The sequence below is a fragment of the Pseudomonas sp. LBUM1655 genome, assembly GCF_059716085.1.
The window spans coordinates 244,791-259,745 of sequence record NZ_CP166801.1; the positions used below are offsets into that span (position 1 = coordinate 244,791).

Consider the following 14,955-nt stretch of genomic DNA (forward strand, 5'->3'; position numbering starts at 1 on the left):
CCCCCAATCAGTCCCCTCTCCCCCCGGGAGAGGGTTAGGGTGAGGGGCTTTTGGCCGGACGCCTCACTCAGTCAGGCCAATTCCACGCCGGCTCATCCAGCACCCGCTGGCCGACAATCCCGGTCTGCCCCAGCGTTTTCTCCAGCACAATGCAATTGCACTCCGGGTCTTCCTGCAACGCCGAAATCAAGCGACGAGCATGGGACACCACCCACACCTGACACTCCTCCGAGGCGCGAATGATCAACCGCGCCAATGCCGGCAACAGATCCGGGTGCAGACTGGTTTCCGGTTCGTTCAGCACCATCAGCGACGGCGGTCGTGGCGTCAGCAGTGCGGCGATCAGCAGCAGATAGCGCAACGTGCCATCCGACAGCTCTGCCGCCGAAAGCGGTCGCAGCAACCCTTCCTGATAAAACTCGATGGCAAAGCGTCCGCCGGATTGCGGTTCGATGCGCAGTCGTGCGCCCGGGAACGCATCGCTGATCGCCGTATGCAACGCTTCGGGGTCACCGATTTCAATGATGGTTTGCAACGCTGCCGCCAGATCCCGCCCATCGTGATGCAACACTGGTGTGCGCGTGCCCAGTTGCGGCTGGCGCACCGGGGCGTCGGCGTCGCTGCGAAAATGATCGTAGAAGCGCCAGCGGCGGATGAATTCGCGCATCTGGAACACTTCCGGTGAGCTGCGCAAGCTGCCGACCTGATCGAACAGGCTGTCGAAGTTCGGCGTGTGTTGCGCCAGCACATCCCATTTGCGCTCGGCGCGAGCGCGGATCATCGGCCCGTCGCGATCCACCAGCAGGCTGGCCGGGCGATAGAGCGGCCCGGCCCAGATGCATTCGCGTTTGACTTGCGGATCAAGGCTGAAAAGCGAGGGCATCGGCTGTGCGTGCTCGGGCAACATGAAATGGCCGTTGGAGTCGGGCAACCCCAGGCTGATCGAATAACTGAAATCCTCCCCGGCAAACCCCAGGCGCAAACGCTTCACACCCTGGCGCACCGTCGGCTCGATCGCCACCTCACCGTTGCGCATGCGTCGACTGATGGTTTCCGGCCCGGCCCAGAAGGTCGAGTCCAGCCCGCCCTCACGGGCCAGCGCATTGACCACGCCGCCCTGTGCGGTCTCCGCCAGCAGACGCAGTGCCCGATAGAGGTTGGACTTGCCGCTGCCGTTGGGGCCGGTGATCAGGTTCAGCCGGCCCAACGGGATTACCAATTTATTGATCGAGCGGTAATTGGCCACCGCGAGGGTCTTGAGCATGAAAATCCTTCTCTTTAATGTCGAGTTCCCCAAGGCGAACGTTGAACCCTGTTCTAAGCTCACAGTCGTATCGTCACTTGCACGTTCGTACAAAGGAAGGAGTCTGCATGGCGAGTCCCGGATTGAAAACAGTGGTCATGCTGGGCCTGTTCACTTTGCTCGCCGCCTGTGGCGAGGAAAAAGCCCCGCAGGAGTACCTGCCACGGGTCTTTGTGCAAGAGGTCAAGCCCGCGGATTACGCGGCTGCCGTGACTCTCACCGGTGACGTGCAGGCCCGCGTGCAGACTGAATTGTCGTTCCGCGTTGGCGGCAAGATCATTCAGCGCATGGTCGATGTCGGTGACCGTGTCACGGCCAGGCAAGTGCTGGCCAAACTCGATCCCAAGGATTTGCAGACCAACGTCGACTCGGCTCAAGCTCAAGTCGTCGCCGAACAGGCGCGGGTCAAGCAGACTGCGGCGGCATTCGTGCGCCAGCAAAAACTGTTGCCTAAGGGTTACACCAGCCAGAGCGAATACGATTCCGCCCAGGCGGCGTTGCGCAGTAGCCAAAGCGCATTGAGCGCCGCTCAGGCGCAACTGGCCAATGCCAAGGATCAGCTCAGCTACACCTCGCTGATTGCCGATGCCCCAGGGATCATCACCGAGCGTCAGGCCGAGGTCGGCCAAGTGGTGCAGGCCACCGCACCGATTTTCAGTCTGGCCCGTGACGGCGACCGTGATGCGGTGTTCAACGTGTACGAATCGCTGCTGGCCGAGCGGCCGTCAGATCGCTCGATTGTGGTCAGCCTGCTCGACAACCCCAACATCAAAACCACCGGCACCGTGCGCGAAATCACCCCAGCGGTGTCTGCGCAGTCCGGTACCGTGCAAGTCAAAGTCACCCTCGACAAACTGCCGCCGGGCATGCAGCTCGGTTCGGTAGTCAGCGCCACCGCCAAAGGCACCGGAAAATCAGCGGTCGAGCTGCCATGGTCGGCCCTGACCAAAAACGTCAGCGACCCCGCCGTGTGGATGGTCGACGATCAGGGCCTGGCGCAATTGCACACGGTCACGGTCGGGCGCTATCTGACCGGCAAAGTCATCATCAGCGAAGGCCTCAAGGGCGGCGAGAAAGTCGTCGTCGCCGGCGGGCAGTTGTTGCACCCGGGCATTAAAGTCGAGATCGCCGAAAACACTTATAAAGATCTGCAACCGGGAGCACAGCCATGAGGCGTCTGTGGCTGTTGTCCGTGGCTGTGTTGTTGGCCGCCTGCTCGAAAAACGAACCGCCGCCGGAGCCGGTGCGGCCGGTGCTGTCGATCAAGGTCCAGGCGCTGAACGAGGAAACCCTCGGCCGTTTCGCCGGCAGCATTCAGGCGCGCTACGAGAGCAACACCGGTTTCCGTGTCGGCGGGCGCATCGCCAGCCGCAACGTCGACGTCGGTGCCGAAGTCGAGAAGGGCACGCTGCTCGCCACGCTCGACCCCTCCGACCAACAGAACCAGTTGCGCTCTGCCCAAGGCGATCTGGCCAGGGTTCAGGCGCAACTAATCAATGCACAGGCCAACGCCCGGCGTCAGCAAGCGCTGTTTGATCGCGGAGTCGGCGCGCAAGCGCAACTGGACATCGCCACCACTGATTTGAAAACCACCCAGGCCTCGCTGGAGCAGGCGCGGGCGGCGGTCAACCAGAGCAAGGATCAACTCGACTACACCCAGTTGCGCTCTGACCACAAAGCCGTGGTCACCGCGTGGAACGCCGAAGCCGGGCAAGTGGTCACTGCCGGCCAGCAAGTGGTGACGCTGGCGCAACCGGACATCAAGGAAGCCGTGATCGATCTGCCGGACACACTGGTCGATCAGATCCCCAGCGACGTGGTGTTTCTGGTGGCCGCGCAACTCGATCCGAGCATTAACACCACAGCGACCATCCGCGAAATCGAACCGCAGGCGCAAAGTGCGACGCGTACCCGTCGCGCCCGTTTGACCCTGGCCGACACGCCGCCCGGGTTCCGTCTCGGCACGGCGATCAGCGTGACCCTCAGTTCGGCGATCAAGCCGCGTATCGAATTGCCCGCCACGGCGATACAGGAGGTCGACGGTAAAACGCGGATCTGGGTAGTCGATACCCAAAACAAAACCGTCAACCCGCGCGACGTCAGCGTGATCAGCCGCACCGATGGCACTGTGGTGCTGGCCGGCGGTGTGAAGAACGGCGAGCAGGTGGTCAGCGCCGGCGTGAACAGCCTCAAACCCGGACAATCCGTGAAACTTGACGAGGACAGTCAATGAAAGGCTCTTTCAACCTCTCCGAATGGGCCCTCAAGCATCAGTCGTTCGTCTGGTATCTGATGTTCGTTGCACTGCTGATGGGGGTGTTTTCTTACTTCAATCTGGGCCGTGAAGAAGATCCGTCATTCACCATCAAGACCATGGTGATCCAGACCAAGTGGCCGGGCGCGACCCAAGAGGAGACCCTCAAGCAAGTCACTGACCGCATCGAGAAAAAACTCGAAGAACTGGATTCGCTCGACTACGTGAAAAGCTACACCCGCCCCGGCGAATCGACGGTGTATGTGTACCTGCGCGACACCACCAGCGCCAAGGACATCCCGCAAATCTGGTATCAGGTGCGCAAGAAGATCGACGATATTCGCGGGCAGTTTCCCAAGGGCATTCAAGGGCCGGGATTCAATGACGAGTTCGGTGACGTCTACGGCTCGGTGTACGCGTTTACCGCCGACGGCCTGACCATGCGCCAGTTGCGCGACTACGTGGAGCAGGCGCGCGCCGAGATCCGCAATGTGCCGGGGCTGGGCAAGATCGAGATGGTCGGCCAGCAGGACGAAGTGATTTACCTGAACTTCTCCACGCGCAAACTGGCGGCGCTGGGCATCGATCAGCGCCAAGTGGTGCAGAGCCTGCAATCGCAGAACGCGGTGACACCCGCCGGGGTGATCGAGGCCGGGCCGGAGCGGATTTCCGTGCGCACGTCGGGGCAGTTCGCCTCGGAGAAGGATCTGGCCGAGGTCAATCTCAAGCTCAATGACCGCTTCTATCGTCTGGCCGACATTGCCGATATCAGTCGCGGTTACGTCGATCCGGCGACTCCGGAGTTCCGCTTCGATGGCAAACCGGCGATCGGTCTGGCGATTGCCATGCAGAAGGGCGGCAACGTTCAGGAATTCGGTAAAGCGCTGCACGCGCGCATCGATCAACTCACCGCCGACTTGCCGATAGGCGTTGGTGTACACACGGTTTCCGATCAGGCCGTGGTGGTGGAAGAGGCCGTCGGCGGCTTCACCAGCGCCTTGTTCGAGGCGGTGATTATCGTCTTGGTGGTGAGCTTCATCAGCCTCGGCGTACGTGCCGGGCTGGTGGTGGCGTGCTCGATTCCGCTGGTGCTGGCGATGGTGTTTGTGTTCATGGAATACAGCGGCATTACCATGCAGCGGATTTCCCTTGGCGCATTGATCATCGCCCTCGGCCTGTTGGTCGATGACGCGATGATCACCGTGGAGATGATGGTCACACGCCTGGAAATGGGCGAGACCCGGGAGCAGGCGGCGACGTTCGCCTACACCTCGACGGCGTTCCCGATGCTCACCGGTACGCTGGTGACGGTCGCCGGTTTTGTGCCCATCGGCCTCAACGCCAGTTCGGCGGGTGAATACACCTTCACGCTGTTTGCGGTCATCGCCGTGGCGATGTTGGTGTCGTGGGTGGTGGCGGTGTTCTTTGCGCCGGTGATCGGCGTGCACATCCTCAGCGCCAACGTGAAACCCCATGCGGCCGAGCCCGGGCGCGTCGGTCGTGCGTTCAACCATGGTCTGTTGTGGTCGATGCGCAACCGCTGGTGGGCGATTGGCATTACGGTCGTGTGCTTTGTGCTGGCGGTGTTTTGCATGCGCTTTGTGCAGAACCAGTTTTTCCCGTCCTCGGATCGCCCGGAAATTCTGGTCGACCTGAACCTGCCGCAAAACGCTTCCATCGACGAAACCCGCAAGGCCGTCGACAAGCTGGAGGAAACCCTCAAGGGTGATCCGGACATCGTGCGCTGGAGCACTTACATCGGCCAGGGTGCGATCCGTTTCTACCTGCCGCTCGATCAACAATTACAGAACCCGTACTACGCGCAACTGGTCATCGTCAGCAAAGACTTCGAGGCCCGCGAAGCCCTGAGCCAGCGTCTGCGTGAGCGTTTGCACAAGGACTTCGTCGGTATCGGCAGTTACGTGCAGGCGTTGGAAATGGGGCCGCCCGTGGGTCGCCCGATCCAGTACCGGGTCAGCGGCAAGGACATCGATCAGGTGCGTAAACACGCCATCGATCTGGCCACCGAACTGGACAAGAACCCGCACATCGGCGAGATCATTTACGACTGGAACGAGCCGGGCAAAGTCCTGCGCATCGACATCGCCCAGGACAAGGCGCGCCAGCTCGGGCTGTCGTCCGAAGACGTGGCGAACCTGATGAACAGCATCGTCAGCGGCTCGCCGTTGACCCAGGTCGATGACGATATCTACCTGATCAACGTGGTCGGTCGCGCCGTGGATTCCGAGCGCGGTACGCCGGAAACCCTGCAGAACCTGCAAATCGTCACGCCGGGCGGCACGTCGATTCCGCTGCTGGCGTTCGCCACCGTGCGTTATGAACTGGAGCAGCCGCTGGTGTGGCGTCGCGACCGTTTGCCGACCATCACCATCAAGGCGTCGGTGCGCGACGAGATTCAGCCGACCGACCTGGTGAAACTGCTCAAACCGGCGATCGATGCCTTCGCCGAAAAACTGCCGGTCGGCTACAAAGTCGCCACTGGCGGTACGGTCGAGGAGAGCGGCAAGGCTCAGGGGCCGATTGCCAAGGTGCTGCCATTGATGCTGTTTTTGATGGCGACCTTCCTGATGATCCAGTTGCACAGCGTGCAGAAGATGTTTCTGGTGGCGAGTGTCGCGCCGCTGGGGCTGATCGGCGTGGTGCTGGCGCTGGTGCCGACCGGCACGCCCATGGGCTTCGTGGCGATCCTCGGGATTCTGGCGCTGATCGGCATCATCATCCGCAACTCGGTGATCCTCGTGACGCAGATCGATGAGTTCGAGAAGAAGGGGCTGGCGCCGTGGGACGCGGTGGTGGAAGCCACTGAACATCGACGCCGGCCGATTCTGCTGACGGCAGCGGCGGCCAGCATGGGCATGATCCCGATTGCCCGGGAAGTGTTCTGGGGGCCGATGGCTTACGCGATGATTGGCGGGATCGTGATTGCGACGCTGCTGACGCTGCTGTTTCTGCCGGCGCTGTACGTGGCCTGGTACAAGATTCGCGAGCCGAAGAAGGACTCAACCTCATCGAACCATTGATTGCTCCCGTTACACTTTGGGAACGGTCTGACTTACAACCCCGGTCGATTGCGTTACCGTCCTTCCTCCATTTGGAGGAGGGACGCCCGATGTCGACTGTCGCTTGCTGGCTGCGCCAACTGCTGCTGATGGTCGGCCTGTGCCTGTCGCCCTCATCGGTGGCCGAAACGCTGCTGGAAAATTCGTTATGGCGGGTGCAGATCGATCCGGCGACCCTCGCGGTGCGTGTGACCCCGGCCGACAGCGCGGCCGTGCAGGCATCGACGGGTGTTGATGCGCACAAGGTCAGCCAGTTGCTCAGGCGCGGCAATCGCCTCGACTGGCAATGGGACGATGGCGCCTGGTCGCTCAGCGTTGAACTCGATCAGCGTGACCTGAGTTTCTCGATCACCGCCCGTGATCCCGCTGAACTGGAGTTCCTGCGCCAACCCGGCAGTGCGATGGGTAAAGGACTGATCTGGCCGCTCGCCGAAGGGCATTACGTGCCCCGAGGCGATCCGCTGTGGCAGGCGTTTCTGGTGGATCAGGACCAGTTCGACAGCACTCAGGATCTGAGCCTGCCGCTGTGGGGTGTCGAGCACGAGGGCTTCAGCCTTAGCTGGTTGCTGAGCAATCCCTACAACAACCAACTGCAGTTCAGCGCTGACGGCGACACGCTGGCGTTGGCGGCGCGGCATCAATTCACTTCACTCGCACCGTCGACGCCGCTGACCTTCAGCCTGTTTCTGGGCGACGCCGATCCGTTGGCCGGCGCCAAGCGCTATCGGCAATGGCTGATCGATAACGGCCGTTTCGAAACCCTGAGCAGCAAGCTCAAGAAAACCCCGCAGGCGCGCAAGTTGCTGGGCGCCAGTCATGTCTATCTGTGGGGCAATGATCTGCTGGGGCAAAAAGATGTGCGCAACTGGCCGGCGCTGCTCGGCAAATTACGTGGCCAAACCAGACTTGCCAGTGCGCTACGGGCCGGGATGGATCGTGAAGCGTTGCAGATGCTCGCCAGCGAAACCATGCTCAACAGCTATCAGCAGACCGTACTGTTGCGCGGGATCAACCGCGCGCTGGCCGCTCAGGCGCGCAAAACCTGGCAGGCTCGAGCGGTGCCGGACATGCAGGCATTGGTCAGCGGCTACGCAGCACTGCGCAGCCAATTGGCCACCGATTTTGCGGGTGTCTTGACTGTCGACTCCGAGCGTTGGGGCAGCAGCCTTTCGCTCGATACCATCGAACGCTTGCAGAACGCAGGACTGCCGCGCTTGTGGCTGGGACTCGGCGATGGATGGGAGGGCGGGCTGTGGCATCCGGAGGCGGTTCGCGCGGGCGTGGCGGCAGGGTATCTGATCGCGCCGTATGACTCTTACGAAACGGCACTGAGCCGTGCCGAGAACCCGGACTGGACCACCGCGCACCTGGGCGACAAGGCCAATGTGGACTGCGCCATCGTGCTGGAAAGCGGCGTGGCGAAAACCGGCTTTCAGCAGTCCGGTCACTACACCGATCCGCGTTGCGTGCGTCCCTTACTTGAGAAACGCATCAAAGCCATCAGCGCCGCCACCGGTTTCAACAGCTGGTTCCTCGATGCCTATGCGGCGGGCATGGTGTTCGACAGCTACCGGCCCGGCGCGACCATGACCCAGGCTCAAAACGCCGAGGGTAACGTTCAGGCCTCACGCTGGATCAACGAAACGCTGCAACTGCCCAGCGGTTCCGAAGACGGTAACGCGACTACGGCTCAAGGCGTGCTGTTCGCCCATGGCATGCAGACACCGGTGATCGGTTGGGGTGACGCCGATATGAGCAAGAACCCCGACTCCGAATACTTCACGGGCAAGTGGTATCCACCCGAGCAACCGGCGGTGTTCTTCAAACCCGTGTCGATCAAAGAATCGTACCGGCGTATTCACTTTGATCCAGCCAGCCGATTGCCGCTGTACCAGGCGGTGTTTCACGGTTCGGTCATCACCAGTCATCACTGGCTGTTCGACAGCCTGAAGCTGAGCAACGTGCGGGTGGAAAACGAACTCACGCAATTGCTCTACAACGTACCGCCGCTGTATCACCTGAGCGCGGCGACGCTGGCGCAACGCTTGCCACTGATTGCGCGTCAGGATGCGTTCTTCCGCCCGCTGCATGAGCGCCTGGCAACGCAGGCACTCACCGGTTTCCAATGGCTGAGCGAGGATCGACGGGTTCAGCAGACGTCCTTTGAGGACGGCACTCGACTGTTGGCCAACTTCGATAAAGCCGCGCGTGACGTGGATGGCCTAACCTTGCCGGGCGAAAGCATCACCGTGCTAACGCCGGACGATGCGGTCAGCCACTATCGGGTGCAGACCTTGCCCTGACTCAGACCTTGCGCCAGACGCTGGCCAGCCAGGGCTGCTGTTCGCGTGGCAGCCCTGCCGGACGGAAGTAATGTTCCAGTTCGACAAACCCGGCAGCGGTCAACAGGCCGCGCCACGCTTGCAGGTCGTGATACGCGCCAAAACGCGATCCGTTCCAGCCCTCCTGGTTATCCCCGCGCGGGTTGGAGCTGAACAGCACACCACCCGGTTTCAGCGTGCTTCGCAGTTGCCTTAAAACCCGTGGCAGTTCCTGCAACGGCACATGAAACAGCACGGCGTTGGCGAAGATCCCGTCGAAGCGCTCTTCGGGCAGATCCAGCTTGAGGAAATCCTGGCACCACACTTCGCAGCCACTGTCCTCGCGGGCCATCTGCGCAAACTTCTCCGAGCCGTCGAGGCCGACCGCGACGTGGCCCATACGCTTGAACGCCTGCAAATCCCGCCCCGGCCCACAGCCGAAATCAAGAATGCTGAACGGCGCCACACCCTGAATATGCCGCAACAGTGCGTCGATGTTCTGGCTGACATCGTGATCGCGGGTGCCCTCACGGAAGTCTTCGGCCACCGAGTTGTAGTGGCCGAGCGTGGTGGCGGTGATCTGTTCGAGGTCGGTGGGGGGCTGTTTCATGGTTGGACTGCGTGGGCGATTGAGATTGGCCGAATATACGCCATGAAAGGAAATGATTGGGTGGCGGCTGCACGCAGGTAGTAGGCCGGTCAATAGGAAAACCGGTACACCCGAAGGTGCCCCACGCACAGCCGCCAAATTTTCAGCTCTTCTTCATCCCCAGACAATCAATCGAGCGATCCACCATTGCCTTGGCAATCTCCAGCAAATGCCAGACTGAAAACACCATGGCCCGGTCCGCGCCTTTCAAATGATCGCCACATTGATAGGCCGAGACAGAAGCACAGCGCAGAAGATCAGCGAGATAGAGCTGGGCGTCTTCGAAACTGACGTCTTCGCTGACGTTGTAGAAACGCAGTTCATCAGGCGGGGAGGGTTGCTTGCCGGTGAGGTAGAAATCGATGGCGCGGTACAGCGCGGAGCGGTCTTTGAACTGCTCGTTGGAGGGTTCATTTTCGGTGGTTTTTTCTGAAGGTGGATCGGGGACGATCTTTTTCATGGGTAAAACTCCTAGTGATGATTGGAGCCAACCAAGATCGCGACTAAACGAGCAGGGGTGGCGGCTGCACGCAGGTTAGTCGACCGGTCACCAGGCTACCCGGCGCACCCGAAGGTGCCCTGCGCACAGCCACCATTACGATCAGGCAGGAGAAATCACCTGAGATAAGGTGGCGCTGTGCGCCCGGTAGGACCCGGGCGACTAAACCCGATCACTGATGAGCAGTGACGGGCCGAGACTAGCCACCGGATCCGGCAGGCGCAAGCGCTCGGAATGATCTAGGAAATGTCCTGCAAAGGAAAGAGAACAGGCCTGTAGGCTCTCTGATTTTCCTGTACGAAATTTTCCCTTTTCGGTGTGAATCGCTCCTCACGGCAAAGCATAAAACCCCACCGACTGTGCAATACATATGTACCGCACTCTGCGGTTCGCTCCGGGATGTAATGACGCCTGCGCGATAGACGACTATCGCGATGTCTGCCCTGTTTTTTATTCAGGGGGACTCACTCAAAAAAAGGATTTTTCATGGGCATTGTTCGCAACCCCGGCTCCACCTCGTCGACCCGCCGTCACTCGACGGATGCAACGCCAACCCGTAAAAGAGCCGGCAGTACGCCATCCGGCGACGGGACGCCGGTGAAGATTCACCGCCCTGACGCGGACCTATCAGGCATGGAGGCGGTTTCGCCTGCTGACCCGTCGCCCTCCGTCATCACGATTACTCCGTTGCATTCTGCCCAGGTCACGCCCCTGCATCCGACGATCAAAACACTTGAGCGCTACAGCTTGAGAGCACCGGCCAACTTGCCCGCAGCCAATGCTCAGGGCCTCAGGGTGTTCAAGAACCGAAACTATGTCGATATCGCTCCCGGCGAGATCGTACTGGTCCGGGAAACCGGCATCGCCGGTGAATATCGGGCAGCGCTGGCCTCTGAATCGGCAGCGCTGGGGCCGGCGCTGTTTTTTGATCCGCGCAGCAAGATCTGGTCACTCGAACGGTCTCGGCCTTTGCCCGATCCGGGCAAAGTGATTGATATCGACATTGATCAGCTCATACGTGAGGTCAGAACCGACTATGCCCAAAAAAACCGGGTTCATACCGGTAACGATGACTCGTTCGAGTACACGGCGGCGCAGGAGGGCACGCTGGTCGCACGCGGGTTGAAGCAGTTCCCGATGGAGCAGGCGGTAATGATTCGCTCGGAGTTGCAAGCGGTCGAAAGCATTTTCTCTGAGGCCAGTCACGCCATCGGCCTGCAATATCCCGACGCCGATGGGGTGTACGAAAGCTTCTTTGGCAGCGCTCACCGCGCCGTTACCCAACAATTCGCCGATTCAGTTGCGCGAGGCCTGGCGCTTTCCAGGGAGTACCAAGGGGCTTGGGGGGATGAGAAATTTCTCGGGGTCGATGCGGACACCAATAGCGGGGCATGGATGTACAAGAATGATTTTCACGGTCGGTTCTTTCTTAATCGCAAGTACATGCAGCGCGGGACTTTGAGTATTTCCCTGGGCCATGAAATGTTGCACACCAACAGAATCGACCGGTTCCAGAGCATTTGGCCCAATGCAGCGGATTATTTCTATCTGGACAGCCGTCTGGGCCGTTTGCTGGATGGGGATTCGTTGACCGTTTACGACGTTCCTGAGCGCGGTGTCTCCGAGGCGATCATGCGCGGCGGATTGACGGTCGATTATTTGAAGTCTTTTTCGGATGACCACGATGCCTTTTTGTTCGGTGTCGGTGATTACCTGGGAATCGGCGACGACCTGGACCTTCAGGCGGCGGTTGACCTGTTCAATGCAAACCCGCAGATGCGAGCGCACCTGGCGGTGAACAATGCTGACAGTTTGATTTGTGCGGCGAAAAGCATGCAGGTGCTGCATCAAAGCAAAGCCCAATATGCCTGGCTCGACAGCCTGATCGAGGATTGATGAGGTGAGTTCCGCGTCGCCGGGATTGCACCTGTTACTTCTTACAGTATCGGCACAACTCAAAAGCGCTCAGTCTTGACCCAAAGGTGCAAAAGGACGCACGTTGCCATGAATGCCTCCCGTGATTTCGCCACGCCGACGCTGTCGGTCATCGACCCTCGCTCGCAAGTGATCCGCAGCATTGGCTATTGCCGACATCCGGACCAGCCCGACATCGACCCGCGCATCACTCGGCAGGTGTTCGATGCAGCGGGACGTCAAGTGGCATCGTGGGATCCGCGGTTGTGGGGAGCGGCGCCGAAACCGAACCTGACCACGGCTTACGGGTTGAGCGGTCAGGCTTTGCTGACGGACAGTGTCGATGCCGGGTGGCAGTTGAGTTTGCTGGATCAGGCGGGGTTGACCTGTTCGTTCTGGGATGCGCGGGGCAGTCAACGTCATACCGAATTCGACCGGCAGAAGCGTCCCATTGCACTGACTGAACAAGCCCGTGGCGAGCAATCGCGGGTGGTCGAACGACTGACCTATGCGGCTGCTGCCGAGGCTTTTGCGCTGCACAACCAGTGCGGTCGCTTGATCCGCCATGACGATCCTGCAGGGACTCGCCTCATCAGCGATTACGGTCTTATCGGTGCCGAGCTGATCGACTCCCGGCGCTTCCTGACGGCGCTCGACTTGCCTGACTGGCCAGCCGACGCCGACCTTCGTGATGATCCTCTTGAGGAGCAATCGTATGTAACCCGCCGCGCCTTCTACCCTACAGGCGAGTTGGAGCGCCAGACCGATGCCATGGGCAATACCCAAACCTTCCAATACAACGTGGCAGGAAAACCCTCCGCGACCTGGCTTCTACCGGCCGGTGAAGGCAAGCCGTCGCAGTGCCTGGTCAGCGATATTCGTTACAACGCTCACGAGCAGATCGAACGTGAAACCGCCGGTAACGGCGTCATCAGCCGCGCTGAATACGCACTTGAGGATGGCCGGCTGCTCCGGCTGATCGCGGGTGTCGGCGAGCAAACGCCGTTGCAGCATTTGCACTACGCCTACGACCCGGTGGGCAATCTCGTCACTCAGGAAGATAAAACCCAGGCGGTGACGTACTTCAATCACCAGCGCATCGACCCCATCAGCCGTTATCGCTACGACAGCCTGTATCAACTGGTGGAAGCCAAGGGCTGGGAAGTCAGCCAGCCGAGCCATGGTCCGGCATTACCGGATCTGCTGCCCACACCGCTGGACCCGAATCAGCGGCGCAACTACACCCAGACATTCGACTACGACGCGGGAGGCAATCTGATCACCCGGCACCACAGCGGTGCGCCGGGGTTTTCGATGTTCACCTCCGCGCACAGCAATCGAAGTCTGGCGCAACGGGGCGACGGCACCTTGCCGGGGGAACCCGAAATCGCCTCGGGCTTCGATGCCTGCGGCAACCAACTGGAACTGCAACGCGGCCAAGCCATGAGCTGGGACATCCGCAATCAGTTGAGGCGGGTGACGTTGGTTCATCGTGAAGACGAACCGGATGATTGCGAATGTTATGCCTACGATCGTCCCGGCCATCGGATACGCAAGGCATTTTTCAGTCAAACCGGTCACCGGACTTTGCACTCTGAAGTCCGTTATCTCCCCGGCCTGGAAATCGATCGACAGGCCGGCGGCGAAGTGCGCCATGTCATCAATGTCGAAGCCGGACGTTGCAGCGTTCGAGTCTTGCACTGGCCCGAAGGTGATCAAGTCGATCAGCAGCGCTACAGCTTGCGCGAGCATCTCGGTTCCAGCACGTTGGAACTGGATGACGAAGCGGGTGTGCTAACGCAGGAACACTATTACCCCTTCGGTGGAACGGCGTGCTGGGCGGGTAAAAGTGCGGTGGTGGCGAAGTACAAAACCATTCGTTATTCGGGCAAGGAGCTTGATGCAACTGGGCTGTATTACTTTGGATATCGGTATTACGCACCATGGTTGCAGCGGTGGACAGGCGCGGATCCATTGGGGGCTGTAGATGGTTTGAATCAATACCAAATGGTCGGAAACCGCCCGCTCAGTTTCTACGATTGGCAGGGCACAATAAAAATCCCTGTGGATATTTTGATCAGCGATGTCGTCAACCCCATGGCCAAAAGCATTGGAACAGGATGGTTCGAGGAGCTGATCTGGAATCAAGAGAAAAGCGCCCTCGAAAGCACGGGACCGGTTTACGGGCGAGGGATGGAGGTTTACCAAGGCGAGTCCTCTCAATGGAGCATGTCTTCGATCGGTCAAGCGATCGCCATGTTCCGTGATCAAGACAACAAACTTCGTCTCTTTGCCAATACGTACTTTCAGCATATGGGCATGCAGCCCGGGATGGGATTGCCAGTTTTCGCCGGCATATTGCGAAGTGATGAAACGGACCCCACGAGATTGATCATCAGCAATCATTCCGGGCACTACAAGCCAGAATCCAGCATTGATATCGAGCCGTTGATTCGTGAAATAGCGCCGCAGCAGCAATCGATCAGTTATGAAGCGGTTGCTGAAAGTTCGTCTTTTAACTCAGCGATTCGACTGGATGCCGTTGACTCGCCTGAGGCCTATTCGGACCTTGTGAATAGTTTTAGAAATAACGTCAAAGGTCTGATCGGGTATTTGAAAGAACAAGGAGTCTGGGATGTCGCCAAGCAACGCTGGGGGCATGACGAAGCAATGAATATTATTTTCAGAATGGAAGCGACTGGCCTGACAGCTCAGCAGGTACGTACCCAAGAGTTCAACGCTCAGTACGCCAAACCTGCGGAAAAACCTGCGCCAGTCAAAAGTCCCGAGGTCAGGGTGATGCGCGCACTCCCGAGCGTGAAAAACAACAAGCCTTCGTTTTTCAAATCCCTTTTTGCCCGGAATTGAAGGGCGCGATCATTCACTGGCAGCAAGAAATACCACGGCCCGGTCTGTTTCGCTGAAATTGCACCTG

9 protein-coding genes are annotated in these 14,955 nt (G+C 59.8%); 6 read left to right on the forward strand and 3 right to left on the reverse strand.

The window, feature by feature from the left end:
• Nucleotides 1-67: 67 nt before the first annotated feature.
• A complete protein-coding gene (locus tag ACA074_RS01080) occupies nt 68-1,264 on the reverse strand; it encodes an AAA family ATPase (RefSeq protein ID WP_497678276.1) in 1,197 nt (398 codons plus the stop codon).
• A 107-nt stretch (nt 1,265-1,371) separates the two neighbouring features.
• Here ACA074_RS01080 and ACA074_RS01085 point away from each other — a divergent pair, with 107 nt between their 5' ends.
• The 4 genes from ACA074_RS01085 (at nt 1,372) to ACA074_RS01100 (ending at nt 8,940) form a co-directional block, all read left to right on the forward strand.
• Nucleotides 1,372-2,475 (forward strand): efflux RND transporter periplasmic adaptor subunit, encoded by a 1,104-nt coding sequence (locus ACA074_RS01085; RefSeq protein WP_497658458.1) that lies wholly within the window; start codon nt 1,372-1,374, stop codon nt 2,473-2,475.
• On the forward strand, nt 2,472-3,536 hold the full coding sequence (locus ACA074_RS01090; RefSeq protein WP_497678277.1) for an efflux RND transporter periplasmic adaptor subunit: 1,065 nt from the start codon (nt 2,472-2,474) through the stop codon (nt 3,534-3,536). Before ACA074_RS01085 ends, ACA074_RS01090 begins: the two co-directional genes overlap by 4 nt.
• A complete protein-coding gene (locus ACA074_RS01095; RefSeq protein WP_497678278.1) occupies nt 3,533-6,598 on the forward strand; it encodes an efflux RND transporter permease subunit in 3,066 nt (1,021 codons plus the stop codon). The genes ACA074_RS01090 and ACA074_RS01095 overlap by 4 nt, the downstream gene beginning before the upstream one ends.
• Nucleotides 6,599-6,687: 89 nt before the next feature.
• A complete protein-coding gene (locus tag ACA074_RS01100) occupies nt 6,688-8,940 on the forward strand; it encodes a glycoside hydrolase (protein WP_497678279.1) in 2,253 nt (750 codons plus the stop codon).
• A 1-nt stretch (nt 8,941) separates the two neighbouring features.
• Here the strand turns inward: ACA074_RS01100 and ACA074_RS01105 are convergent, their stop codons facing one another.
• Together ACA074_RS01105 and ACA074_RS01110 are read right to left on the reverse strand one after the other, a co-directional pair.
• The gene (locus tag ACA074_RS01105) at nt 8,942-9,568 is read right to left on the reverse strand and encodes a class I SAM-dependent methyltransferase (RefSeq protein ID WP_497678280.1); all 627 of its coding nucleotides are present in this window, start codon (nt 9,566-9,568) and stop codon (nt 8,942-8,944) included.
• A gap of 142 nt (nt 9,569-9,710) precedes the next feature.
• Nucleotides 9,711-10,067, reverse strand: a complete 357-nt coding sequence (locus ACA074_RS01110; protein WP_489879645.1) for a DUF6124 family protein — start codon at nt 10,065-10,067, stop codon at nt 9,711-9,713.
• A 525-nt stretch (nt 10,068-10,592) separates the two neighbouring features.
• Here ACA074_RS01110 and ACA074_RS01115 point away from each other — a divergent pair.
• Together ACA074_RS01115 and ACA074_RS01120 are read left to right on the forward strand one after the other, a co-directional pair.
• On the forward strand, nt 10,593-12,002 hold the full coding sequence (locus ACA074_RS01115) for a hypothetical protein (protein ID WP_497678281.1): 1,410 nt from the start codon (nt 10,593-10,595) through the stop codon (nt 12,000-12,002).
• A 108-nt stretch (nt 12,003-12,110) separates the two neighbouring features.
• The gene (locus ACA074_RS01120) at nt 12,111-14,888 is read left to right on the forward strand and encodes an RHS repeat domain-containing protein (RefSeq protein WP_497678282.1); all 2,778 of its coding nucleotides are present in this window, start codon (nt 12,111-12,113) and stop codon (nt 14,886-14,888) included.
• Nucleotides 14,889-14,955 lie beyond the last annotated feature (67 nt).

Excerpts from the sequence above, each read along its gene's own strand:
- ACA074_RS01120 (WP_497678282.1), top strand. The coding sequence starts at position 12,111 with ATGAATGCCTCCCGTGATTTCGCCACGCCGACGCTGTCGGTCATCGAC.
- ACA074_RS01080 (WP_497678276.1), bottom strand. The coding sequence starts at position 1,264 with ATGCTCAAGACCCTCGCGGTGGCCAATTACCGCTCGATCAATAAATTG.
- ACA074_RS01110 (WP_489879645.1), bottom strand. The coding sequence starts at position 10,067 with ATGAAAAAGATCGTCCCCGATCCACCTTCAGAAAAAACCACCGAAAAT.
- ACA074_RS01105 (WP_497678280.1), bottom strand. The coding sequence starts at position 9,568 with ATGAAACAGCCCCCCACCGACCTCGAACAGATCACCGCCACCACGCTC.
- ACA074_RS01090 (WP_497678277.1), top strand. The coding sequence starts at position 2,472 with ATGAGGCGTCTGTGGCTGTTGTCCGTGGCTGTGTTGTTGGCCGCCTGC.
- ACA074_RS01115 (WP_497678281.1), top strand. The coding sequence starts at position 10,593 with ATGGGCATTGTTCGCAACCCCGGCTCCACCTCGTCGACCCGCCGTCAC.
- ACA074_RS01085 (WP_497658458.1), top strand. The coding sequence starts at position 1,372 with ATGGCGAGTCCCGGATTGAAAACAGTGGTCATGCTGGGCCTGTTCACT.
- ACA074_RS01100 (WP_497678279.1), top strand. The coding sequence starts at position 6,688 with ATGTCGACTGTCGCTTGCTGGCTGCGCCAACTGCTGCTGATGGTCGGC.
- ACA074_RS01095 (WP_497678278.1), top strand. The coding sequence starts at position 3,533 with ATGAAAGGCTCTTTCAACCTCTCCGAATGGGCCCTCAAGCATCAGTCG.